Source organism: Nocardia alba NBRC 108234, from assembly GCF_001612665.1.
GTDB lineage: Bacteria > Actinomycetota > Actinomycetes > Mycobacteriales > Mycobacteriaceae > Nocardia > Nocardia alba.
Genome location: NZ_BDAX01000006.1, coordinates 156952 through 177780, shown reverse-complemented (window position 1 = coordinate 177780; position 20829 = coordinate 156952). Strand labels below are relative to the sequence as shown.

Below are 20829 nucleotides of genomic sequence, written 5' to 3'. Positions count from 1 at the left end.
GATTTCGAGACGAAGCGAAGGTGCGAAATTGATGCGTCGGCACACCCGGCGTCGTGGCTCCCGGGCCGCGGCGATGATCGCGGCAACGGCAGTGGCGGCGGGACTGATGTCCGGCATCGGCACGAGCACGGCATCCGCTGACCCCATCATCGATTCCAAGAGCCTGCTCGCCAACCCGGTCTCCGAGGACGGCTCCAAGATCGTCAAGGCCGAAGTGAAGGACTCGCGCAGTCTGCGACTGCACGTGTACTCCGCGGCCATGGATCAGAACATCATCGTCGACGTGCAGCGCCCCGCCGACGCCTCGGTCCCGCGCCCCACCCTGTACCTGCTCAACGGTGCCGGCGGCGGCGAGGATTCGGCATCGTGGGTGGCCAAAACCGACGCGCTCCAATTCCTCAGCGACAAGAACGTCAACGTCATCCAGCCGATCGGTGGGGCCTGGAGCTACTACACCGACTGGATCCACGACGACCCGGTCGTAGGCCGCAACAAGTGGAAGACCTTCTTCACCGAGGAACTGCCTCCGCTGGTCGACGGCGCGCTCGGCACCAACGGCGTGAACGCCATCGCGGGTCTGTCCACCTCCGGCACCACCGTGCTCGCACTGCCGATCGCCAAGCCCGGCCTGTACAAGGCGGTCGCGGCCTACAGCGGTTGCGCGCAGACCTCCGACGCGGTCGGGTCGGAGTTCGTGAAGGTCACGGTCGAGACCTGGGGCGGCGGCGACACCATGAACATGTGGGGCCCGCAGGGCTCGGAGGAATGGGTCAAGAACGACCCGTACGTGAACGCCGAGGGTTTGCGCGGGCTCGATCTCTACATCTCCACCGGCAACGGCCTGCCCGGCCCGTACGACACCCTCAACGGTCCGTACGCGCTGCCCGGCGCCTACGGTCTGGCCAACCAGATCGTCATCGGCGGCGTGATCGAGGCGGGCACCAACTACTGCACGCACAACCTGGCCAACCGGCTCAACGAGCTCGGCATCCCGGCGACCTTCAACTTCCGCCCCAACGGCACCCACTCCTGGGGCTACTGGCAGGACGAGCTGAAGTTGTCGTGGCCGACCCTGGCCCGCGGTCTCGGTCTATAGCCGAATTCCTCCCGAACCGTCCCGATAGCGAGTACGCCGCTACCGGGGCGGTTCCATTTTCCCGACCTGCCCTCGACGTTTGCGAATTGTGGTTAACTTAGGTTGACTGGTCCAACCTGGTTCGCGTAACGGAAAGTGAGTGCATGGTCGCCGATCGCAGTGAGGCCGAACAGGCCGGCGAGCCGACGACCGCACCCACCCGCGTCGTGCGCCGCAGGCCGAAGGACCGCAAGATGCAGATCATGCGGGCCGCCGCCCGTGCGTTCAGCGCGCGCGGCTACTACCCGGTCGGGGTGGACGAGATCGCCGCCGAGGTCGGCATCTCCGGACCCGCGCTGTATCGCCACTTCGCCAACAAATACGCACTGCTCGTCGCCGCGGCCGAGGAAGGCGCTCGGGGTTTGCGCGATGTCGCCGCCGCGGCCGACGACCCGTCGCTGAGCCCGGAGGCCAGGCTCGACGCACTGCTCACCGCCGTCGCCGAACGCAATATCGACATCCGCCGCGAAGCCGGGCTCTACCGCTGGGAACGCCGCTATCTCGAACCCGACGACCGGCTGCGCATTCGCGCGTTCTATCGCGAACTCGAGGCGAACGTCGCCGCGCGGATCCGTGAGGTCCGTCCCGACGCGAGCGCTGAGGACGCCGTCCTGCTCGCGGTCGGCGCGCTGAGTTCGCTGGCCAGCATCGCCGCCCATCGCACCACCCTCTCGCACGGTCGCATGCTCGCGGTGCAACTCGAGATGGCCTGGGCGATCGTGCGCGCCGAGCTGCCGCCGACCCCGGCGGCGGCCGAGCCGGACAGGCAGCCGCGTGGTCTGCCGGTCACCTCGAAACGTGAACAGCTGCTCACCGAGGCGATCCGCATCTTCGGTCGCAACGGATATCACGAATCCGGCATCGAGGAGATCGGCGCCGCTGTCGGCATCAACGCCTCCAGCGTGTACCGCCACTTCGACAGCAAGGCCGACCTGCTCGCGGCGGCCTTCCATCGCACCGCCGACCGGCTCGCGGTCGCGATCGGCGAGGCGCTGGCCGAGAGCGAGACCCGGGCCGATGCCGCCCGTCGCATCGCCGACCAGCACGCGCGCCTCACCTTCGCGACCCCGGAGATCGCGCCGGTCTACTACGCGGAGTTCAGCAACCTCCCGCAGGCCGAGCAGCACCGGCTGCGCGCCATCCAGCGGCAGAACATCCTGGAATGGGCCAACCTGCTCGACGGCGACCCGATCGAAGCCCGCTTCCGTGTGCACGCCGCCGTCGGCCAGATCATCGATGTCGGTCGGCTGCTGCGCTTCGACTCGCGTCCCGAACAGCTCGCCCGCCTCGCCGCGCTGACCGGAGCGGTGCTGCTCGGCAGCGGCTCGGCGGACGAGAACTAGCCGGTCAGCCGCGGCCGTGGCGTAGGCGGAACAGGGCTTTCGCCGCCTGCAGGTGCCCTGGTCGACGGTCGAAGGTCGATAGTCGGACCGGCGCCCGGTAGCGCCTGCGCGCGATCGACATCGTGCGGCTGTACTCGTACAGACCCTGCTGACCATGGCTGTGTCCCTGCCCGTACTCGCCGACACCGCCGAACGGCAGGGCCGGAATTCCGGTGAACGCGGTCGACGAATTCACCGTTACCACACCGACTTTCAGCTGTTCGGCGACGAGTTCGGCACTGGGGATATCGAGGGTGAAAATGGTGACGGCGATGCCGTTGCCCGCCGCGTTCACCCGGGTGACCGCGTCGGCCAGGTCGGCGACCCGATTCACCACGAGGACCGGGCCGATCCCCTCGCCGGTGATCGCGATGCTCTCCTCCGGCACCTCGGCCAGCACGATCGGCTCCACATACGGATCGCGGAACGAATCGAGCCCGCCGAGCACCGCGTGGCCGCCGTGGGCGAGCGCGTCGCGGACCTGTCTGCGCGCCACATCGACCTGGGCGGCATTGATCATCGGTCCGTAGGAGGCGCGGTTGTCGGCGCCGGGACGCAGTTTCGCCGCGCGCTCGGCCACTCTGGCCAGGAAGTCGTCGAACACCGAATCGGCGACATAACAGCGCTGGATACCCGAGGAGTTCTGCCCGGCGTTGGCCATCGCGCCGAACACCGCCGCCTCCGCGGCCGCGTCGAGCACCGCGTCGACGTGCACGATCATGCTGCCCTTGCCGCTGTTCTCCACCACCACCGGCGTGAGCGTCCGGGCGCACAATGCGATCACCTCGTGGCCGCCCGCCTCCGGCCCGGCGTAGGCGATCTTGTCCACCCCGGCCTTGCACAGAGCGGTGGCGGTCCGCGAATTCCCGGTAACCGCCTGCAGCACAGGTTGTTCGGGCGATACCGCAGCCCAGCTGTCGGCCAGCCAGGTGCCGACGCCGGTGGTGAGTTCGTGCGGATTGAACACCACGGTATTGCCTGCGGCCATGGCGTAGGCGATCGAACCCATCGGCGTGAACACCGGGTTGTTCCACGCGCCGAGCACGCCGATCACGCCCAGTGGCAGGTAGCCGACGGAGGCGTGCTGATTTCGGGTGAACCAGCCGGTGGACAGGCGCTTTCGACCCAGCGTGCGCTCGGCGTTGCGGGCGGCCCAGTCCAGATTCTCCACCGCCAGCATCACTTCCAGCGTGGCGTCGGCCTCGGGCTTACCGGTCTCGCTGCGCAGCAGTTCCACCAGTTCACCGGCGTTCCTCGCGATCTGACGACGCCAGTCCAGGAGCAGACGCTTGCGCTCGCTGAATTCCAGTTCCCCCCACCAGTTCTGGGTGGCGCGCGCGGTGCGTACGGCGCGGGTGACCTCGCCGGTGCCGTGCACGGGATACTGCGCGAGCCGTTCACCGGTGCGCGGATCGAACGCCGTGAGCACATCGGAACGACCTGCGGGCGCGGCGGCGGTAGCAGCCGACTCGACCATGGTCACCTCCCCAAGATCGAACACGCCCGCGTGCGGGCCGGTGAGACGAGTGTTTCCCCGGCTGTCAGCGTATGGGCGCGCGGCCCGGCCGACAAGGTTCGCGCACTGCCCTTGCACTGCCCAGGTGAGGAAAAGCACAGCGAGCCCTCGGCAGTGCCCCGGCAAACCGGGCGCATCGACGCAGACCGGGCCGGGAAAACCTCCGGACCGGTAACATCGCGCCGAACGGTATGGATCACTTACCGGGAAGAATTTTTCCGCGTGCGTCTCGGCTCGTCTTCTACGAGGCCGTGGGCACCGGCCGATGGTGGAGAGTTGATGCCGAGTTCGATCTCAGTGGATTCGCCCGCAGGTGGCGTCGCGTCGAGCGACAGTGAACCCGCGGTGCTGGTGTCCGACGTGCGCAAGTCGTTCGGCGATGTGCACGCTTTGCAGGGCATCAGTTTCCAGGCCGACAAGGCCAGTGTGCTGGGCATTCTGGGACCCAACGGCGCGGGCAAGACCACCATGGTCAAGGTGTTGTCGACCCTGCTCCGACCCGACTCCGGCACCGCCGTCGTCGCCGGGCACGACGTGCTCACCGATTCCGCGGGCGTGCGCCGCTCGATCATGATGACCGGCCAGTACGCCGCGCTCGACGAGAACCTGACCGGCCGGGAGAACCTCGAGCTGTTCGGCCGCCTGATGGGGCTGACCAAGTCGGCCGCCCGCAAGCGCGCCGAGGTGCTGCTCGAGGAGTTCGACCTGGTCAGTGCCGGTAAGCGGGCCGTGCGTAATTACTCCGGCGGCATGCGCCGTCGCGTCGACATCGCCTGCGGGCTGGTGGTTCGGCCCGAGGTGGTGTTCCTCGACGAACCGACCACCGGCCTCGACCCGCGCAGCCGCCAGGGCGTGTGGGATCTGGTGACCGCGCTCAAGAACCAGGGCATCACCGTGCTGCTGACCACGCAGTACCTCGAAGAGGCCGACGTGCTCAGCGACAACATCATTGTCATCGACAAGGGCACCGTCATCGCCGAGGGCACCGCCGACGAGCTCAAGGCCAAGACCGGCGGCAGCTTCTGCGAGATCGTTCCGCTCGATCCGAGCCGCGTCCCGCAGACCGTCAAGGCACTCGGCGACCTGGTCCCGGCCGCTGTCGCCGCCGAGACCGACGGCGCCGACAAGGTGTCGATTCCCGCGCCCGACGGCGCCGCCACTCTCGCCGAGGCGCTGCGCAGGCTCGACACCGCCGGCATCGACCTGGCTGACATCGCGCTGCGCAGGCCCTCGCTCGACGACGTGTTCCTATCGATCACCGGCCACGCGGGCGGCCACTAGTGAGCGTGTCCACCCCCGCGGCGAACAGCCTGTTCGCCGAGCTTCCCGCGGTGCGTCCGAGCAGTTTCGCGCAGTGGCGCGCGCTGACCGGGCGCATCGTGCACACCATGGCCACCAAGGGCGAGCTGATCGTCGCGGTGCTCACCCCGCTCGTGGTCACCGTGGCCTTCTATCTGCCGTTGCGGTACGTGATGAAGGTCCAGGGCATCGACTACGCGCAGTACGTGATGCCGATCGTGGTACTGCAGACGATGGCCATGACGATGATGTCGAACGCGCAGCTCGCGGCCTTCGAAGCGCTCACCGGGCTGAGTACCCGGCTACAGACCATGCCGATCGGTTCACTGGTTCCGCTGATGTCGCGCATCTGCGCGGGTCTGGTGCGCTCGGTGGTCTCGCTGATCGCGACCGTCGGCTACGGCTATGTGATCGGGTTCCGGTTCACCGGCGGCTGGTTGCAGGCGCTCGCGTTCTGCGGATTCGCGTTGACCGTCGGCGTGGTGCTCACCCTGGGCGCCGACGCGCTCGGCAGCCTCACCAAGAACCCGGAGGCGCTCAGTCAGGCCCTCACGCTCCCGATCCTGATCTTCGGGATGATGTCGACCGGGTTCGTCCCCGAGGCCAGCTTCCCGGCATGGGTGCGGCCGTTCGCGCGCAACCAGCCGATCTCCCAGTTCGCCCAGACACTCAGCGATATGGCCGCCGGTCACCTGAGCTGGGCGGGCACGTGGGTCTCGCTGGCGTGGCTCGGCGGACTGACTGTTTTCTTCCTCCCACTGGCTGTGTGGGCGAGTGTGAGGCGATCATGACGACAATCGAGAAGACCTCGGTCGAGGAGGCCGCCGCCGATCTACCGGTGGTGCACACCAAGCCGGAAGGCTCGGTGTCGGTGTGGTTCACCCACAGCCTCATCCAGACCAAGCGCCTGCTGATGGTGTGGTTGCGCGACCCGTCCACGACCATCCAGACCATCGCCTACCCGGCGGTGACCCTGCTGATGTTCCGGATCGTGCTCGGCGACTCGATCACCGCGGCCACCGGCGCGCCGAGCATCTACGGCCAGGCCGCGCTGCTCACCCTGGTCGCCGCCATGACCGGCGCCGTGGTGAGTGCCCTCGGGTTCAAGCGGGAGAAGGCCTCGGGGCTGCTCAGCCGGTTCTACACGATGCCGCTCAACAAGGCCTCGCTGCTTACCGGCCGACTGCTGGCGGAGATGCTGCGCATCCTGCTCACCACGCTGATCGTGCTGCTCGTGGCGGTGCCGCTCGGGTTCCTGTTCATGGAAGACCCCCTCACCAATATCGCGCTGGTGCTGGTTCCGGTGCTGTTCGGCATCGGGTTCGCGGTGATGGTCACCGCGCTGGCCACGATCACCGAGGGCGTGATGCTGATCAGCCTCATCGGCATCCTCAACACGTTGCTGATGTTCTTCAACACCGGCTTCGTCCCGGTCTTCGCCTACCCGACCTGGTTGCAGGACGTGGTCGCCAACCAGCCGATGAGCTGCGCCATCGATGCGATGAAGGGCCTGTCCTACGGTGGTCCGGTCGCCGAACCGCTGCTGAAGACCGTGGCGTGGACGGTCGGCATGGTCGCGGTCTTCGCCTACCCGGCGATCGTCGGCTACAAGAAGGCTGCTGAGTCGTCCTGACACCACGACCGCCTCGTCACTGATCGCCGCCACGCACGCTGTGGCGGCGATCAGTGCGTTCAGCGGCTGGGTGAGTCGGCGTCGGCGGGCGCGAAGGGATAGTCGACCCAGCGGTTGCGGTTGGTCCAGCCGACCAGGTCGTAACGCCACCGGAACGGCCAGGTGTGGGCGACGGTGTTGAACAGGGCGGCGCCGAGCGCGGAATAGTCGTCATGGGCCGAGAGCAGCGCGCGCTGGCCGCGTTCGGATTCGGTGAAGAAGGCATCGAACATGGCGATGGACTGGTCGGTGGTGAGTCGGCCCAGCCCCCACAGGCCGCGCATCCGCATCCAGTACACGGACCTGGCCTGCCAGGGCCAGAGGGCTGCGACCGGGTTCTCGCCTCGCTGGACGGCGGCGACAGCGGTATCGGCCAGCGCGAGCGAATCGGCCACGCTGTAGCCGGTGCACGGGTGCATCATGCCGCCGCGCGAGCCGAACGGCACCACCACCGCGGTCCCTTTCTTCGGAGGCGGCTGGTCGAGGGGATAGTGGGCGGCTTCGTGCGGTTCGTCGCCGGTGAGCCGGATGCCGTGGGCCGCGAGTCTGCTCAGCGTGCGCTTGCGTAACTCGTGCTGCGGCATTCCGCCGCGTAACCCGAGACTGGTCTCCTCGAAGATCACCGTCCCGTCCCCGAGCGGCACCGCGTAGAGGAACGACGGTGGCTCGTCCGGGCCCGCGCCGTTCTCCGGGCGCCAATCCAGCAGCAGCCCTTCGCCTTCGGCCACCATCGGCGCCGCGGTCTCCGCCGCCACGAAGATCCCGTGCGCCGAAGCGGCCCTGCGCTTGCCCAGCGTCGGCAGACCCCTGGTATCGAACACGGTCTTGGCCGAGATCACCGTCCCGTCCGTGAGCTCCACCTCGTTGGCGTCCACCCGCCGCGCCCGATCCGCGAAGACGGTCGCGTCATCGAGTGCCAGCGCCGCGTGCAAGCCGGCCTTCGACAGCACGCAGTAGGGCCGCTCGATGCGATGCGCGCCCTTGGTCCACACCGTGGGCGCCGCGATCACCTGCGCGATCGCGCTCGCGGGCAACCACGCGGGCAGCTCATCCACCCAGCAGGAGAAGGTGGGCGGGAACAACCGCTCCGGCCGTGGATCCACCGCGGCTACCCGCAACCCGGCGACCGCGGCCCGATGCGCCAATCCGCGCCCCGCCGGTCCGAGCCCGACCACACAGATATCGAATTCCCGCGCAACGCTCACGTTCGCATTCAATAGGCCCCACCTATTGCCACGCAAGCAGCAGTGACCCGGTCGTCACCTTGCCGCGACGTCCGGGATCACGACTAGTCCTCCAGGGCCAGGGCCTGGCGCATGGTCAGACGAGCTTGGGTTTGCATCAGCGAGCGGCGGTAGATCCGCTCGGCGATGACGACGATCCCGTAGGTGGCGATCGCCATCAGGGCGAGGGCGATGAAAGGTTCCCACCAGGCGGCGGTGCCGTCGGCCAGGCGTGCGGGCATCGCGACGATGGACATGATCGGGATATAGGAGCCGATCAGGCGGGCGGTGCCGGTGAGGAAGATGCCCGCGAACAGCACGATCATGATGAGCAACCCGAGCGGAGTCGAGGTGGACTGGAGGTCTTCGCTGCGCGTGGCGAGCGCGCCCGCGACGGCCCACAGACTCGCCAGGGCGAGGAAGCCGACAAGGAAGAAGACGATGAACCAGCCCGCGGCCCCGGCGATCTGGCCCAGCTGAGCACCCCTGCCGGTGACCGCCAACCCGATCAGGCCGGCGCCGACGAACACGGCCAATTGCGCGAAGGCCAGCGCCGCGTTGCCGACGACCTTGCCGATCAGCAACTGCCGCAACGGAATCGCACTCGCCAGGATCTCCACGATCCGATTCTGCTTCTCCTCGACCACGCTCTGCGCGATGGACATGCCGAACATCACCGACGCCATGTAGAACAGGAACGCGAAGACGAACGAGATGCTCTTGCCGAGTCCCGGGTCGATCGCGCCCTGCTCGAGCAACGTGTAGTTCACCGTCGAGCCGCGCGCCAATTCCTCGAGCGAAACGCCCGCGGCGGCGGCATTGCGTTGCAACGCGAGCTGTTGGGCGGCGGCGGTGATGTAGGTGGTCGCGCCGTCGTCCTCGGCGGTCTTGCCGATCAGCTGCCAGCCGCTGGATTCGGCGGGCACCAGTCCCACGTCGACCGCTTCCTCGCGGACCAGCTGCTCGACCGCAGCGCGGTCGACGACCGATCGCGCGGTGAAGCTGGTGTCGGTACCCGCGTCCGAAGCCAGGGTGTTCGCCGTTTCGAGTACCACCGAGGTGTCCGGCCCGGCGATCGCCACCTCGATCTTGTCGGGTCTGCTGCTGAGGAACCCGGTGAGCAGCAGCGACGCGATGATCACCACCAGCGTCACCACCGTCGAGACGACGAAGTTGCGGTCACGCAACTTCACGGCGATCTCCCTCGCCGCGACGATCCGCCAGATGTCGTTCATGCCGCGTCCCCTCGCCGTGCTCGGGCGTGCTTCGTTGCCGGGCGCTGATCTCTCATGCCGTCACCTCCCGGTAGATCTCCGCGACTGTCGGACGCACCTCGGCGAACTCCCTGATCGATCCCCGCGACAGCGCCTCCTTCAGCACCACATCGGTGCCGCCGCTGTCGACCTCGAACAACACGCCCGGCCCGGCACCGTCGACCACGCGCACCCCGGGGTGCTCCCGCAACCATTCCGCATCGCCGTCGAGCACCAGCCGATACCTTGTGCCACCGCTGGTTCGCAGCTCGTCGACCGAGCCCTGGCCGACCACCCGGCCAGCGGCGAGCACGACCAGCTGATCGCACAGCCGCTCCACCAGATCCAGCTGATGCGAGGAGAACAGCACCGGGACACCCTGTTCGGTGTACTCGCGCAGCAACTCCACCATCGAGTCCACGGCCGTGGGATCGAGCCCGGAGAACGGCTCGTCCAGGATCAGCGCCGACGGCTGCGCGATCACCGCCGCCGCGATCTGGACGCGCTGCTGATTGCCCAGCGACAGCGATTCGAGCTTGTCCTTGCCGCGCGCGCCCAGATCGAAACGCTCGAGCAGGCTTTCGGTCCGCGCCTTCGCCTGGTCGGCGGGCAGCCCACGCAGGCGGGCCAGGTACACGAGCTGGTCGAACACCGGCTGCTTGGGATAGAGCCCACGCTCCTCGGGCATATAGCCGAACGAGCGCCGGTCCAGCTCGGTCACCGGCCGTCCGTCCCACCGGATCTCGCCGGACTGCACGGCCAAGACGCCCATGATCATGCGCATGGTGGTGGTCTTGCCCGCCCCGTTCCCCCCGACGAACCCCGTCAGCGCGCCGGGCGGGACGGTGAACGACACGTCATCGACTGCGACGTTGTCCCCGAATCGCCTGGTCAGCTGGGCGATTTCCAACATTCGGACTCCCCCTCCTGTGGTTGTGTGCCCACCACCGTACCGAGGCAGCGCTCGCTCCGGCCGCAATCAGCGCGGTGTGACCCAGGTGGTGATGTCGGCGTGGACGACCTCGATGCCGTCCCGGTCGTAGATCGAGACGGGGACGGTCAGTTCCTCGCCCTCGGTGATCTGGTCGAAGTCCGGGATCTCGTCGAGTTTCGCGACCGCGCGCAGGCTCGATTCCGCCTTGGCCAGGTACTGGACATTCATCGACTTGGGGATCCAGCGGTGTGTCGTGGGGACGGTGGCCTCGCTCAGCATGCCCATCGCCACCTCGGCGAGATTGCAGGCCGCGATCGCGTGGAAGGTGCCGAGGTGGTTGTGGATGCCGAACCACTTCGGGGAAGTCACCTCGCAGATACCGGGCTCGAGGCGGACCACCTGGGGCAGCACGGTGCCGAAGTAGGGGACGCGGGCGACCATGCCGAGCGAGAACAGCGCGTGGCCGATGCGATTGTCGGGCAGCTTCTTCCAGCCGCGGTAAGTCGCGGTTTCCTGTGTCATGGCTCTATCTTACTCAAAAGTAAGTTGCAGGGAACCCTCCGGTGATCGGGTGCGGCGACGAGCCAGCTACCATTCATCGGTACAGCCCAGCCGGCGGTGCGGTCGAGGTGGAAGCCCCTTTGCGGGCGTGATCGATACCTCATGACCCCCGATTTGAAGGACGTCGTCGGCATGGTGCATACTGTTCGGGTTGCCTTGCGCAGGATCGACCGACTTCTCGGAGCGGATGATCCCGGCAGGGGGAGCAGTAGTTTGTATCTCGCCGGTCAGCCGGTGTGGATACGTTCGGTACCACGCACTTCCGACCGATGGTGAGCAGATGACCGGGGTCGGAGAATAAGCGTTAGGGCGACACGCCCGACCGCGTGGGCCGGAGAACCATGACAGATGAACAGCGGCGAGGACTAGGTAGTGCCTTTTGGTGCGCCCTGGTTGCGGGTCTTTCAGTGGGAAACCACGCTGAGGCGTCTTTCTTGTGTTCGGGCTGTGCAAATTGAGGGTGGTGCGGGAGCTAGCTCCTGTGACCACGAAGGAAAGCGGAGAAAAGGACACTTAGCGTGGCGGGACAAAAGATCCGCATCAGGCTCAAGGCCTATGACCACGAGGCGATCGACGCGTCAGCGCGCAAGATCGTGGAAACGGTGACCCGCACCGGCGCCCGTGTGGTCGGGCCTGTGCCGTTGCCGACCGAGAAGAACATCTACTGCGTCATCCGTTCGCCGCACAAGTACAAGGACTCGCGCGAACACTTCGAGATGCGCACGCACAAACGCCTCATCGACATCCTCGACCCGACGCCGAAGACGGTTGACGCGCTCATGCGCATCGACCTCCCGGCCAGCGTCGACGTCAACATTCAGTGACGGGGACTCGAGACATGACTGACAACAAGAACCGGCCCGCAGCCGGCATCCTGGGCACCAAGCTCGGCATGACCCAGGTCTTCGACGAGAAGAACCGCGTCGTCCCGGTCACCGTCATCAAGGCGGGCCCGAACGTGGTCACCCAGATTCGTACCGTGGAGCGCGACGGCTATTCGGCCGTGCAGATCGCTTTCGGCGCCATCGACCCGCGCAAGGTGAACAAGCCGACTGCCGGCCAGTTCGCCAAGGCCGGCGTCACCCCGCGTCGCCACGTCACCGAGATCCGCGTCGCGGATGCCTCCACCTTCGAGATCGGCCAGGAACTCTCGGCCGATGTCTTCGAAGAGGGCACCTACGTCGACGTGACCGGAATCAGCAAGGGCAAGGGCTTCGCCGGCACCATGAAGCGTCACGGCTTCAAGGGCCAGGGCGCCTCGCACGGTGCGCAGGCTGTGCACCGTCGCCCGGGTTCCATCGGTGGCTGTGCCACTCCCGGCCGCGTGTTCAAGGGCATGCGCATGTCGGGCCGTATGGGTAGCGACCGCGTCACCACGCAGAACCTCTCGGTTCACAAGGTCGATGCCGAGAACGGTTTGCTCCTGGTCAAGGGTGCTATCCCGGGCCGCAAGGGCAACATCGTGATCGTCAAGAGCGCCGTGAAGGGTGGTGCGCACGCATGACCAGCCTCGATAAGAAGGCCAACCTCACGCTGACCGTGAAGGCCGCGGGCGGCAAGACCGAAGGCACCGTCGAACTCCCCGCGGAGATCTTCGACGTGACCGCCAACGTCGCGCTGATGCACCAGGTCGTCATCGCTCAGCTGGCCGCCGCACGCCAGGGCACCCACTCCACGAAGACTCGTGGCGAGGTCTCCGGTGGTGGCAAGAAGCCGTACCGCCAGAAGGGCACCGGCCGCGCCCGTCAGGGCTCGACCCGTGCGCCGCAGTTCGCCGGCGGTGGCACCGTCCACGGCCCGCAGCCGCGTGACTACAGCCAGCGGACCCCCAAGAAGATGAAGGCCGCCGCCCTGCGCGGTGCCCTCTCCGACCGGGCCCGCAACGAGCGCATCCACGTGATCACCGAACTGGTCGCGGGTCAGAACCCGTCGACCAAGACCGCCAAGGACTTCCTGGCCGAGCTCTCGGGCCGCAAGAAGTTCCTGGTCGTCGTCGGCCGCGAGGACGTCGCCGCGTGGAAGAGCGTGGCGAACCTGCAGAACGTGCTGCCGATCGCCCCGGATCAGCTCAACACCTACGACGTGCTCAACAGCGACGACGTGGTGTTCAGCGTCGAGGCCCTGAACGCTTTCGTTCACGGTCCCGCCGAGGCGGCCCAGGAGGAGAGCAAGTGAGCACCATCGCCGACCCCCGCGACATCCTGCTCGCACCGGTCATCTCGGAGAAGTCCTATGGGCTGATCGAGGAAGGCACCTACACCTTCCTGGTGCACCCGGATTCGAACAAGACGCAGATCAAGATCGCCGTTGAGAAGGTTTTCGGCGTCAAGGTCACCAGCGTCAATACCGCCAACCGTCAGGGCAAGCGCAAGCGGACCAAATTCGGTTACGGAAAGCGCAAGGACACCAAGCGCGCACTCGTGACCCTCTCGGCCGATAGCAAGCCCATCGAGATCTTCGGAGGACCGGTCGCGTAAGCGCCTGGGACTCCAGAAAGCGAGAAGAACTCATGGCAATCCGTAAATACAAGCCGACTACGCCGGGCCGTCGTGGCTCCAGCGTCTCGGACTTCGCCGAGATCACCCGGTCGACGCCGGAGAAGTCGCTGCTGCGCCCGCTCACCAAGTCCGGTGGTCGTAACGCGCACGGTCGCATCACCACGCGTCACCGCGGTGGCGGTCACAAGCGTGCCTACCGCCTGATCGACTTCCGTCGGTTGGACAAGGACGGCATCCCGGCCAAGGTCGCTCACATCGAGTACGACCCCAACCGCACCGCCAACATCGCACTGCTGCACTTTGCCGACGGCGAGAAGCGCTACATCATCGCGCCGAAGGGCATCAAGCAGGGCAGCCCGATCGAGTCCGGCCCCACGGCCGACATCAAGCCGGGCAACAACCTGCCGCTGCGCAACATCCCGACCGGTACCACGATCCACAACGTGGAGCTGCGTCCGGGCGGCGGCGCCAAGATGGCTCGTTCCGCCGGAATGAGCATTCAGCTGCTGGGCAAGGAAGGGCCGTACGCGACCCTTCGTATGCCCTCGGGTGAAATCCGCCGTGTCGACGTGCGCTGCCGCGCCACCGTCGGCGAGGTCGGCAACGCCGAGCAGTCGAACATCAACTGGGGCAAGGCCGGCCGTATGCGCTGGAAGGGCCGTCGTCCCACCGTCCGTGGTGTCGTCATGAACCCGGTCGACCACCCGCACGGTGGTGGTGAGGGTAAGACCTCCGGTGGTCGCCACCCGGTCTCCCCGTGGGGTCAGCCTGAGGGCCGTACCCGCAAGCCCAACCGCCCGAGCGACAAGCTCATCGTTCGCCGTCGTAAGACCGGCAAGAAGCGCTAAGGAGGAGGTAAGAAATGCCACGCAGCCTCAAGAAGGGCCCGTTCGTCGACGACCACCTCCTCGCGAAGGTGGACGTGCAGAACGAAAAGGGCACGAAGCAGGTCATCAAGACCTGGTCGCGTCGCTCGACCATCATCCCCGATTTCATCGGGCACACTTTCGCCGTCCACGACGGTCGCAAGCACGTGCCGGTGTTCATCTCGGACAACATGGTCGGCCACAAGCTCGGTGAGTTCGCGCCGACCAGGACGTTCAAGAGCCACGTCAAGGACGACCGGAAGAGCAAGCGGCGATGACTGAAACCATTCAGAACCCGACTGCACGCGCAACCGCCAAGCACGTTCGGGTCACCCCGATGAAGGCCCGTCGAGTCGTGGACCTGGTCCGCGGCAAGAGCGTCGAGGACGCGCTGGCGATCCTGCGGTTCGCACCGCAGGCTGCCAGCGAGCCCGTGGCCAAGGTCGTGGCTTCGGCCGCGGCGAACGCCGAGAACAACCTCGGCCTCAACCCGGCCACCCTGGTCATCTCGACTGCTTTTGTCGACGAGGGCGCCACCATGAAGCGTTTCCAGCCGCGGGCCCAGGGCCGCGCGTTCCGGATTCGCAAGCGCACCAGCCACATCACCATCGAGGTCGAGAGCGTGCCCACCACCGGCGCTGCCACTCGTAGCCGCCGGAAGGGAGGGGCAAAGTAAATGGGACAGAAAATTAACCCCCATGGCTTCCGCCTCGGTATCACCACCGACTGGAAGTCGCGTTGGTACGCGGACAAGCAGTACGCGGAATACGTGAAGGAAGACGTTCAGATCCGCAAGCTCCTCGCCACTGGCATGGAGCGGGCAGGCATCTCGAAGGTCGAGATCGAGCGCACCCGTGATCGCGTCCGTGTGGATATCCACACCGCGCGTCCCGGCATCGTGATCGGTCGTCGTGGCGCGGAAGCCGACCGCATCCGTGCCGAGCTGGAGAAGCTCACCAAGAAGCAGGTTCAGCTCAACATCCTCGAGGTCAAGAACCCCGAATCGGATGCGCAGCTGGTTGCTCAGGGTGTTGCCGAGCAGCTGTCCAACCGTGTGGCGTTCCGTCGTGCGATGCGTAAGGCCATTCAGTCGGCCATGCGTTCGCCGAACGTCAAGGGCATCCGCGTGCAGTGCTCGGGCCGCCTCGGTGGCGCCGAGATGTCGCGCTCGGAGTTCTACCGTGAAGGTCGCGTTCCACTGCACACGCTGCGTGCGGACATCGACTACGGCCTCTACGAGGCCAAGACCACCTTCGGTCGCATCGGTGTGAAGGTCTGGATCTACAAGGGTGACATCGTCGGTGGTCGTCGTGAACTGACCGCCGCCGCCGCTGCTCCGGATCGCCCGCGCCGCGAGCGTCCGAGCCGCCCTCGTCGGTCCGGCGCCACTGGCACCACCGCGACCAGCACCGAGGTCGGTCGCGCCGCCACTGCAGTGGCGGAGGCTCCGGCAGAGAACAAGGAGGGCTGACGCATGCTGATGCCCCGTAGGCTCAAGCACCGCAAGCAGCACCACCCCGGTCGCTCCGGCATGGCCAAGGGCGGCACCGCGGTGTCCTTCGGTGACTACGGCATCCAGGCTCTCGAGCCCGCCTACGTCACCAACCGTCAGATCGAGTCGGCGCGTATCGCGATGACCCGCCACATCAAGCGTGGCGGCAAGATCTGGATCAACATCTTCCCCGATCGTCCGCTCACGAAGAAGCCGGCCGAAACCCGCATGGGTTCCGGTAAGGGTTCGCCGGAGTGGTGGATCGCGAACGTGAAGCCCGGTCGGGTCATGTTCGAGATGTCTTACCCCAACGAGGAGACCGCTCGTGAGGCCCTGCGCCGCGCGATGCACAAGCTCCCGATGAAATGCAGGATCGTGACCAGGGAGGAGCAGTTCTGATGGCTACCGAAACTCCGGCCGCAGAGCTCCGTGAGCTCAACGAAGAAGAGCTCGTGGCCCGCCTGCGCGAGTCGAAGGAAGAGCTGTTCAACCTGCGCTTCCAGATGGCGACGGGTCAGCTCGACAACAACCGTCGTCTGCGCGTCGTCCGCCACGAGATCGCGCGCATCTACACGGTCATGCGTGAGCGCGAGCTCGGCCTGGCCACGGCACCCGCTGGCAAGGGAGATGCGGCATGAGCGAGAACACCGAAGAGCGCAACAGTCGCAAGGTACGCAGCGGCTATGTTGTCTCCGACAAGATGAACAAGACGATCGTCGTCGAGCTGGAAGACCGTCACCGGCACAAGCTCTACGGCAAGATCATTCGCACCACCTCCAAGGTGAAGGCGCATGACGAGAACGAGATCGCCCACATCGGCGACCACGTTCAGCTGATGGAGACCCGTCCGCTGTCGGCCACCAAGCGCTGGCGTCTGGTCGAGGTCCTGGAGAAGGCCAAGTAAGGTCCCTCCTCGATCCATCGAGATCGTTGTACGAAGGCCCGTTTCCCTCTGGGGAAGCGGGCCTTCGTCGTTCGATGATTGTCACAGCACAAAGGCCCGCTCCCCGGGCGAGGGAACGGGCCTTTGCTGTGTGGGGCCGGGTCAGCCGGTGAAGGCGTAGGGCTGGCGGATCTTGTGGGCGAATTCGACGATGTTGGTGACCGTGCTGCTGGGGACGCCGACCTCGCTGCCGATGCTGCGGGCGGACCAGGATTGATCGGTGAGCTCGAGGATCTCCTCGATCTGGTCGAGGGTCAGGCGCAGGGGACTGCGTTGGGCGACCTGGCGGGCCAGGGCGCGGACCTCGGTGTCGTCGAAGTCGAAGTCGTCGGGGGCCGGGAGATCCGCGCCGACTTCGTCTTCGGGGTCCGCGTCATCCTGGTCGGTAGAACTCACCGGGAACGGCTCCGGCGGCGTGGGGGCCGATGTCGGCGCGGGGGCAGCATGCGGGACGTGCACGGCGGCGTCGGCGGGTGTTCGCCCGGGGGTCGGCGTTGCGACGGCGGTCGACTCGGGTACGGGCTCAATCGTTTCGCGCCGCGCGGACTCGGGCTCGGTGTGCGCGACCAACTGGTCGGAGAGCTCGGCGGTGAGGGTCAGCTGCTCGGGCTCCGCGCTGGGCGGCGCTGGATCGTTGTGTACCGGAACCGGATCGGTGTTCGGTGGGGTGTCGCCATCAGGGTCACGGGCGACGGTGCCGGCGTGCATCGTCGCCTCGGGAACCGGGTCGGTACCGGTGGCGTCGCCCGCGGTGGCGTGGGCGACGGCGGTGACCGGTATTCGGCGCAAGGTGGGGGTGGTGCCATTGGTCCGGGTCGAGTGCTCGGCGCCGTTGCGACGGTGGTCGGCCGCGGCCTTGTGGATCAGCTCGAGGGTGCCGGGGGCGTGGGGCTTGGCGGGGGAGGGGCGGCGCAGGCCCTGCGGGAAGGCGCGTTCGGCTGCCGTCGTCGCGATGGTCTCGGCTTCGGGGACGAGGTGTTCCGTGCTCGGTGTCGGGGTCTCGCGAACCACCGGCTCCGGGACGACCGGCTGGACCGGTGATTCGAACGCGTCGCGATTCGCCGTGATCGCAGGCTTGGACGACGCGATGGTTTCGCGATCCGTTTCGGCTGAGAGAGAGACCTTTTCGTGCGCCTCGGCGGCTTTCGGAGCAGCGACAGCGGCGCGGTCGGACAGGGGAGATCTGAGCTCTGACGCGACGCCGATCGACACGGTGTGCTCGAGCGCCTGCCGGTCACCGCCGGAAGCCACCCCTCGCGGAAACTCGGTCGAGGTGATCCGTTCGGCGCGGGCATACCCCAGGTCCCCCGGTAATTCGACGGAGGCGCTCTCGATCAGCATGGCGTACCGAGCCGACACCCACGCGTGCAACCAGATCACCACACCCACCATCACCGGGGCGATAGCGAATTCGGCCGCGCGACCGAAGGATCCGGCCGCCAGGTGCGGGCCCGCGTTCAACGCGATGGTGGTGCCGAGCAGCGCGAGTTCGAACACGATCACCTTGCCGCGCTCGAGCTCGCGTCCCCAGCGGGCCGCGGTGGTTGCGGTGACCATGATGACGATGATCGGGATCGAGATCATCGCCTCGATGCCGTAGCTGAGCCAGTACAGCGGATCGCTCATGTCGCCGCTCGGCACGAGATTGCGCTGCACGTTGACCCCGGCCCACACCATGCCGAGAACCACGACCCCGATCAGCGCGCGCGACGACCATTCTGACCGCCGGTACAGCTGGGCCAGGCGCGCGTCGGCGCTCGATACCCGTCGCCGGGCGGCCAGTGCCTTGCGATGCCAGCGCGCATCGGCTTCGTCGGTGCGGCGGATGAGGGTGCTGGTGCGGCGGTCGCGTTGTTCGGCGGCGAGTTCGTCGCCGACGGCCCTGCGCCGCTGTTTGCGCCGCTGGGCCCGGATCCATTCGGCCAGTTCACGTTCGGCACGGATCTCGCTGTCGGAGAGCGCGTCGTAGAGGGCGGTGTCGTGTTGGAGGGGGAGCTTGTCGCGGGCCGTGGCGACCTGCTGGGCAAGGGCGGTGATCTCGGTATTCGGCGCGATGGCGGCTTTCTCGCTCAACCGATCGTCGGACATGTCGCGCCTTCCGCCACTCGAACATATGGACTATCGAACATATGTGTGATTGCCAGAGAGAGCGTAAACGCCGACCGGGTCCCGGTCAACGACAACCAGTCGATTCCGTCGAATCCGCGGCGGCGACACGCCGGAATTCAGGATTCGGTATCGCCGCGGAGCAGCCGTTTCTCGTAGGCCGCGCGGCGTGACGATCCGGCCACCGCCGCAACCTGATTCGGCACGGTCCGCCGCAGCGCGATGTCGCGCAACCGCTGTGGCAATATGCCGACGAGGCTGACCACCGGCCCGAGCCGTGCGGGCAGGATCACCTCGAATCGCGGACGCGTGACAGCATCGAGCACCGCTGCGGCGACATCGCTCGGTCGCAGCAATTCCGCTGCGCCGGTGGCGGTTCCGGCCGCCAGCTCGGTATCGACGACGCCCGGCATGATGGCGGTCAACCGCACGCCGCTGCCGTGTAATTCCTCACGAACCGCGGTCAAATAGCCGAGGACCCCGTGTTTGGTCGCGGCGTAGGTCGCCTCACCGGCGGGGGAGACCTTGGACGCGAGCGAGGCGATGGTGATGATGTGCCCACGCCCGCGTGTCCGCATCGGTGGCGCCGCCAGTCGCACCCCGCGGATCACCCCGTGCAGATTCACCGCGAGCATCCGGGTCGTCGCAGTGTCGGGTTCGGTGTCGAACGGCCCGACCCACATCACCCCGGCATTGTTGACGAGCACGTCGATCGGCCCGAGGATGGCCTCGGTGACGGCGAGGAAATCATGAAACGACCGCTCGTCGGTCACATCGAGCTCGCACCCGTGCACGGTTCCCGGTAGTCCGGCCGCCGCTTCGCGTGCCGCGGCCCCGGACAGATCGCCGAGACACACCCGAGCCCCCGCGACCGCGAACTGCCGCGCGATCTCCAGCCCGATCCCAGCGGCGCCGCCGGTGACCGCGACTACCCGTCCGGTGTGTGTGCGTTTCATGCCCGACATGCTCCCTCTGCTGGAAACCGCTATATCTGGCATGTCTTCATGCCAGAAATCGTCGACAGTATTTCACGCTATCGCGACGCGGCGAAGCCTCGGCGGCCGAGTTCTGGACACTTGATCATCAGGGGGCGGTTGCGTTCGCACTTCGCACAATGGGCGTCGGTGACAGACGGCCGAGTCGGGGTCGGCGTCAGCGCAGCGCGGTGTGCCAGACGACGGCGGCGGCGAGCGCACCCGCTCCATTGAGCGACCAGTGCAGGGCGATGGGTGCGAGCAGGCTGCCGCTGCGGCGACGCAACCAGGTGAACACGACGCCCGCGGCGGCGGTGGCCGCGACAGCCAGCGCTATCCCCACCAGTTGGCCGAGCAGGCCGCCCCCGACGATGCTGGACAGTCCCTTGTTGCCCGAGGTGAGGCCGAACGAGGACGCGATATGCCAGAGCCCGAACATCAGCGACCCGGCCGCGAACAGCCCGCGCACGCCGAGGACTCGATCGAGGGTGCCGTGCAGGACGCCACGGAACGCGAGTTCCTCGGGAATCACCGTCTGCAACGGGATGACGATCATCGACGCGATCAGGGCGCCGGAAATCGTCGCGTACCGATCGGCGAGGAAGAACGGCCTGGTGATCGGCAGTAGCGCGCCGATCGCGACCACGGTCAACACGATCCCGACCGCGCCGAGGGCGTACACCGTCGCGCGCCGCCAGTGCCTCGGCGACAATCCCAGTTCGGCCCAGCCGAGCCCACGCTTGCGCATCAGCGCCAAGAGGGCGAACGCCGCCACGGGCACGGTGACGATACTGGCCCACGCCGTCGTGAAGTGGGCGATCAGATTGGTGCCTGCCAGCACGACGACGACTACCGCGATATCGAGGTAGGCATGCAGCTTCGGCCGGGAATCGGCGACGGCGGGTATGGACACCCGATCGAGTGTACGGAAATATCACGAAAGTGAAACGGTCCGGTGAATGCGGGATAATCCGC

General features: G+C 67.0%; 24 protein-coding genes. 16 read left to right on the top strand and 8 right to left on the bottom strand.

What is annotated here, in order from left to right; all coding sequences use genetic code 11:
* The first annotated feature begins 73 nt into the window (after positions 1-73).
* Together NA12_RS09180 and NA12_RS09175 are read left to right on the top strand one after the other, a co-directional pair.
* A complete protein-coding gene (locus tag NA12_RS09180) occupies positions 74-1096 on the top strand; it encodes an alpha/beta hydrolase (RefSeq protein WP_067448334.1) in 1023 nt (340 codons plus the stop codon).
* Positions 1097-1239: 143 nt separating this feature from the next.
* On the top strand, positions 1240-2478 hold the full coding sequence (locus tag NA12_RS09175; RefSeq protein ID WP_067448332.1) for a TetR/AcrR family transcriptional regulator: 1239 nt from the start codon (positions 1240-1242) through the stop codon (positions 2476-2478).
* Positions 2479-2482: 4 nt separating this feature from the next.
* Here the strand turns inward: NA12_RS09175 and NA12_RS09170 are convergent, their stop codons facing one another.
* The gene (locus NA12_RS09170; RefSeq protein ID WP_067448438.1) at positions 2483-3994 is read right to left on the bottom strand and encodes an aldehyde dehydrogenase family protein; all 1512 of its coding nucleotides are present in this window, start codon (positions 3992-3994) and stop codon (positions 2483-2485) included.
* 318 nt (positions 3995-4312) lie between these two features.
* Between NA12_RS09170 and NA12_RS09165 the strand changes: the two genes are divergently transcribed.
* Genes NA12_RS09165 through NA12_RS09155 form a run of 3 tightly spaced genes read left to right on the top strand, consistent with a single transcriptional unit; the run spans position 4313 to position 6965 of the window.
* Positions 4313-5314, top strand: a complete 1002-nt coding sequence (locus NA12_RS09165) for a daunorubicin/doxorubicin resistance ABC transporter ATP-binding protein DrrA (protein ID WP_067448330.1) — start codon at positions 4313-4315, stop codon at positions 5312-5314.
* The gene (locus NA12_RS09160; RefSeq protein ID WP_067448328.1) at positions 5314-6123 is read left to right on the top strand and encodes an ABC transporter permease; all 810 of its coding nucleotides are present in this window, start codon (positions 5314-5316) and stop codon (positions 6121-6123) included. Before NA12_RS09165 ends, NA12_RS09160 begins: the two co-directional genes overlap by 1 nt.
* Complete coding sequence (locus NA12_RS09155; protein ID WP_067448437.1) at positions 6120-6965, top strand: ABC transporter permease; 846 nt, start codon at positions 6120-6122, stop codon at positions 6963-6965. Before NA12_RS09160 ends, NA12_RS09155 begins: the two co-directional genes overlap by 4 nt.
* Before the next feature lie 59 nt (positions 6966-7024).
* On the opposite strand, the gene NA12_RS09150 is transcribed toward NA12_RS09155, so the two are convergent.
* From NA12_RS09150 to NA12_RS09135, 4 genes are all read right to left on the bottom strand, one after another.
* A complete protein-coding gene (locus NA12_RS09150; RefSeq protein ID WP_067448326.1) occupies positions 7025-8209 on the bottom strand; it encodes a lycopene cyclase family protein in 1185 nt (394 codons plus the stop codon).
* An 83-nt stretch (positions 8210-8292) separates the two neighbouring features.
* Positions 8293-9462, bottom strand: coding sequence for an ABC transporter permease (locus NA12_RS09145; RefSeq protein ID WP_067448324.1), 1170 nt, complete (start codon positions 9460-9462; stop codon positions 8293-8295).
* 52 nt (positions 9463-9514) lie between these two features.
* The gene (locus NA12_RS09140) at positions 9515-10393 is read right to left on the bottom strand and encodes an ABC transporter ATP-binding protein (protein ID WP_067448322.1); all 879 of its coding nucleotides are present in this window, start codon (positions 10391-10393) and stop codon (positions 9515-9517) included.
* Between the two features lie 66 nt (positions 10394-10459).
* On the bottom strand, positions 10460-10936 hold the full coding sequence (locus NA12_RS09135) for a hotdog fold domain-containing protein (protein ID WP_067448320.1): 477 nt from the start codon (positions 10934-10936) through the stop codon (positions 10460-10462).
* A gap of 557 nt (positions 10937-11493) precedes the next feature.
* Between NA12_RS09135 and rpsJ the strand changes: the two genes are divergently transcribed.
* From rpsJ to rpsQ, 11 genes are read left to right on the top strand one after another with little or no spacing between them, the layout of a single operon-like run.
* Positions 11494-11799 carry a 30S ribosomal protein S10 gene (gene rpsJ / locus NA12_RS09130; protein ID WP_040804197.1) on the top strand — a complete coding sequence of 102 codons (306 nt, stop codon included), beginning with the start codon at positions 11494-11496 and terminating at the stop codon, positions 11797-11799.
* A 14-nt stretch (positions 11800-11813) separates the two neighbouring features.
* Positions 11814-12479: a 50S ribosomal protein L3 gene (gene rplC / locus NA12_RS09125; protein WP_067448318.1), complete on the top strand. Its 666-nt coding sequence runs from the start codon at positions 11814-11816 to the stop codon at positions 12477-12479.
* Positions 12476-13150, top strand: coding sequence for a 50S ribosomal protein L4 (gene rplD, locus NA12_RS09120; protein ID WP_067448316.1), 675 nt, complete (start codon positions 12476-12478; stop codon positions 13148-13150). The genes rplC and rplD overlap by 4 nt, the downstream gene beginning before the upstream one ends.
* Complete coding sequence (rplW, locus tag NA12_RS09115; RefSeq protein ID WP_067448314.1) at positions 13147-13452, top strand: 50S ribosomal protein L23; 306 nt, start codon at positions 13147-13149, stop codon at positions 13450-13452. Before rplD ends, rplW begins: the two co-directional genes overlap by 4 nt.
* A 32-nt stretch (positions 13453-13484) precedes the next feature.
* Positions 13485-14321 (top strand): 50S ribosomal protein L2, encoded by an 837-nt coding sequence (rplB, locus tag NA12_RS09110; protein WP_056818484.1) that lies wholly within the window; start codon positions 13485-13487, stop codon positions 14319-14321.
* A gap of 14 nt (positions 14322-14335) precedes the next feature.
* The gene (gene rpsS, locus NA12_RS09105; RefSeq protein ID WP_056818481.1) at positions 14336-14617 is read left to right on the top strand and encodes a 30S ribosomal protein S19; all 282 of its coding nucleotides are present in this window, start codon (positions 14336-14338) and stop codon (positions 14615-14617) included.
* Entirely contained in the window at positions 14614-15015 is a 402-nt protein-coding gene (gene rplV / locus NA12_RS09100; RefSeq protein ID WP_067448312.1) for a 50S ribosomal protein L22, read from the top strand. The genes rpsS and rplV overlap by 4 nt, the downstream gene beginning before the upstream one ends.
* Positions 15016-15810, top strand: a complete 795-nt coding sequence (gene rpsC, locus NA12_RS09095; RefSeq protein ID WP_067448310.1) for a 30S ribosomal protein S3 — start codon at positions 15016-15018, stop codon at positions 15808-15810.
* A 3-nt stretch (positions 15811-15813) separates the two neighbouring features.
* Positions 15814-16230 carry a 50S ribosomal protein L16 gene (gene rplP / locus NA12_RS09090; protein WP_067448308.1) on the top strand — a complete coding sequence of 139 codons (417 nt, stop codon included), beginning with the start codon at positions 15814-15816 and terminating at the stop codon, positions 16228-16230.
* Positions 16230-16469 (top strand): 50S ribosomal protein L29, encoded by a 240-nt coding sequence (gene rpmC, locus NA12_RS09085; RefSeq protein WP_056818473.1) that lies wholly within the window; start codon positions 16230-16232, stop codon positions 16467-16469. The genes rplP and rpmC overlap by 1 nt, the downstream gene beginning before the upstream one ends.
* Positions 16466-16735, top strand: coding sequence for a 30S ribosomal protein S17 (rpsQ, locus tag NA12_RS09080; RefSeq protein ID WP_067448306.1), 270 nt, complete (start codon positions 16466-16468; stop codon positions 16733-16735). The genes rpmC and rpsQ overlap by 4 nt, the downstream gene beginning before the upstream one ends.
* A gap of 141 nt (positions 16736-16876) precedes the next feature.
* Here rpsQ and NA12_RS09075 read toward each other — a convergent pair whose 3' ends face one another.
* The 3 genes from NA12_RS09075 to NA12_RS09065 form a co-directional block, all read right to left on the bottom strand.
* Complete coding sequence (locus NA12_RS09075; protein WP_067448304.1) at positions 16877-18862, bottom strand: helix-turn-helix domain-containing protein; 1986 nt, start codon at positions 18860-18862, stop codon at positions 16877-16879.
* 137 nt (positions 18863-18999) lie between these two features.
* Entirely contained in the window at positions 19000-19836 is an 837-nt protein-coding gene (locus NA12_RS09070) for an SDR family oxidoreductase (RefSeq protein WP_174551061.1), read from the bottom strand.
* Between the two features lie 196 nt (positions 19837-20032).
* Positions 20033-20767, bottom strand: coding sequence for a CPBP family intramembrane glutamic endopeptidase (locus tag NA12_RS09065; protein ID WP_067448300.1), 735 nt, complete (start codon positions 20765-20767; stop codon positions 20033-20035).
* Positions 20768-20829: the final 62 nt, after the last annotated feature.

Excerpts from the sequence above, each read along its gene's own strand:
- NA12_RS09180 (WP_067448334.1), top strand. The coding sequence starts at position 74 with ATGATCGCGGCAACGGCAGTGGCGGCGGGACTGATGTCCGGCATCGGC.
- NA12_RS09175 (WP_067448332.1), top strand. The coding sequence starts at position 1,240 with ATGGTCGCCGATCGCAGTGAGGCCGAACAGGCCGGCGAGCCGACGACC.
- NA12_RS09170 (WP_067448438.1), bottom strand. The coding sequence starts at position 3,994 with ATGGTCGAGTCGGCTGCTACCGCCGCCGCGCCCGCAGGTCGTTCCGAT.
- NA12_RS09165 (WP_067448330.1), top strand. The coding sequence starts at position 4,313 with ATGCCGAGTTCGATCTCAGTGGATTCGCCCGCAGGTGGCGTCGCGTCG.
- NA12_RS09155 (WP_067448437.1), top strand. The coding sequence starts at position 6,120 with ATGACGACAATCGAGAAGACCTCGGTCGAGGAGGCCGCCGCCGATCTA.
- NA12_RS09145 (WP_067448324.1), bottom strand. The coding sequence starts at position 9,462 with ATGAACGACATCTGGCGGATCGTCGCGGCGAGGGAGATCGCCGTGAAG.
- NA12_RS09140 (WP_067448322.1), bottom strand. The coding sequence starts at position 10,393 with ATGTTGGAAATCGCCCAGCTGACCAGGCGATTCGGGGACAACGTCGCA.
- NA12_RS09135 (WP_067448320.1), bottom strand. The coding sequence starts at position 10,936 with ATGACACAGGAAACCGCGACTTACCGCGGCTGGAAGAAGCTGCCCGAC.
- rplC (WP_067448318.1), top strand. The coding sequence starts at position 11,814 with ATGACTGACAACAAGAACCGGCCCGCAGCCGGCATCCTGGGCACCAAG.
- rplD (WP_067448316.1), top strand. The coding sequence starts at position 12,476 with ATGACCAGCCTCGATAAGAAGGCCAACCTCACGCTGACCGTGAAGGCC.
- rplB (WP_056818484.1), top strand. The coding sequence starts at position 13,485 with ATGGCAATCCGTAAATACAAGCCGACTACGCCGGGCCGTCGTGGCTCC.
- rpsS (WP_056818481.1), top strand. The coding sequence starts at position 14,336 with ATGCCACGCAGCCTCAAGAAGGGCCCGTTCGTCGACGACCACCTCCTC.
- rplV (WP_067448312.1), top strand. The coding sequence starts at position 14,614 with ATGACTGAAACCATTCAGAACCCGACTGCACGCGCAACCGCCAAGCAC.
- rpsC (WP_067448310.1), top strand. The coding sequence starts at position 15,016 with ATGGGACAGAAAATTAACCCCCATGGCTTCCGCCTCGGTATCACCACC.
- rplP (WP_067448308.1), top strand. The coding sequence starts at position 15,814 with ATGCTGATGCCCCGTAGGCTCAAGCACCGCAAGCAGCACCACCCCGGT.
- rpmC (WP_056818473.1), top strand. The coding sequence starts at position 16,230 with ATGGCTACCGAAACTCCGGCCGCAGAGCTCCGTGAGCTCAACGAAGAA.
- rpsQ (WP_067448306.1), top strand. The coding sequence starts at position 16,466 with ATGAGCGAGAACACCGAAGAGCGCAACAGTCGCAAGGTACGCAGCGGC.
- NA12_RS09075 (WP_067448304.1), bottom strand. The coding sequence starts at position 18,862 with ATGTCCGACGATCGGTTGAGCGAGAAAGCCGCCATCGCGCCGAATACC.
- NA12_RS09070 (WP_174551061.1), bottom strand. The coding sequence starts at position 19,836 with ATGAAACGCACACACACCGGACGGGTAGTCGCGGTCACCGGCGGCGCC.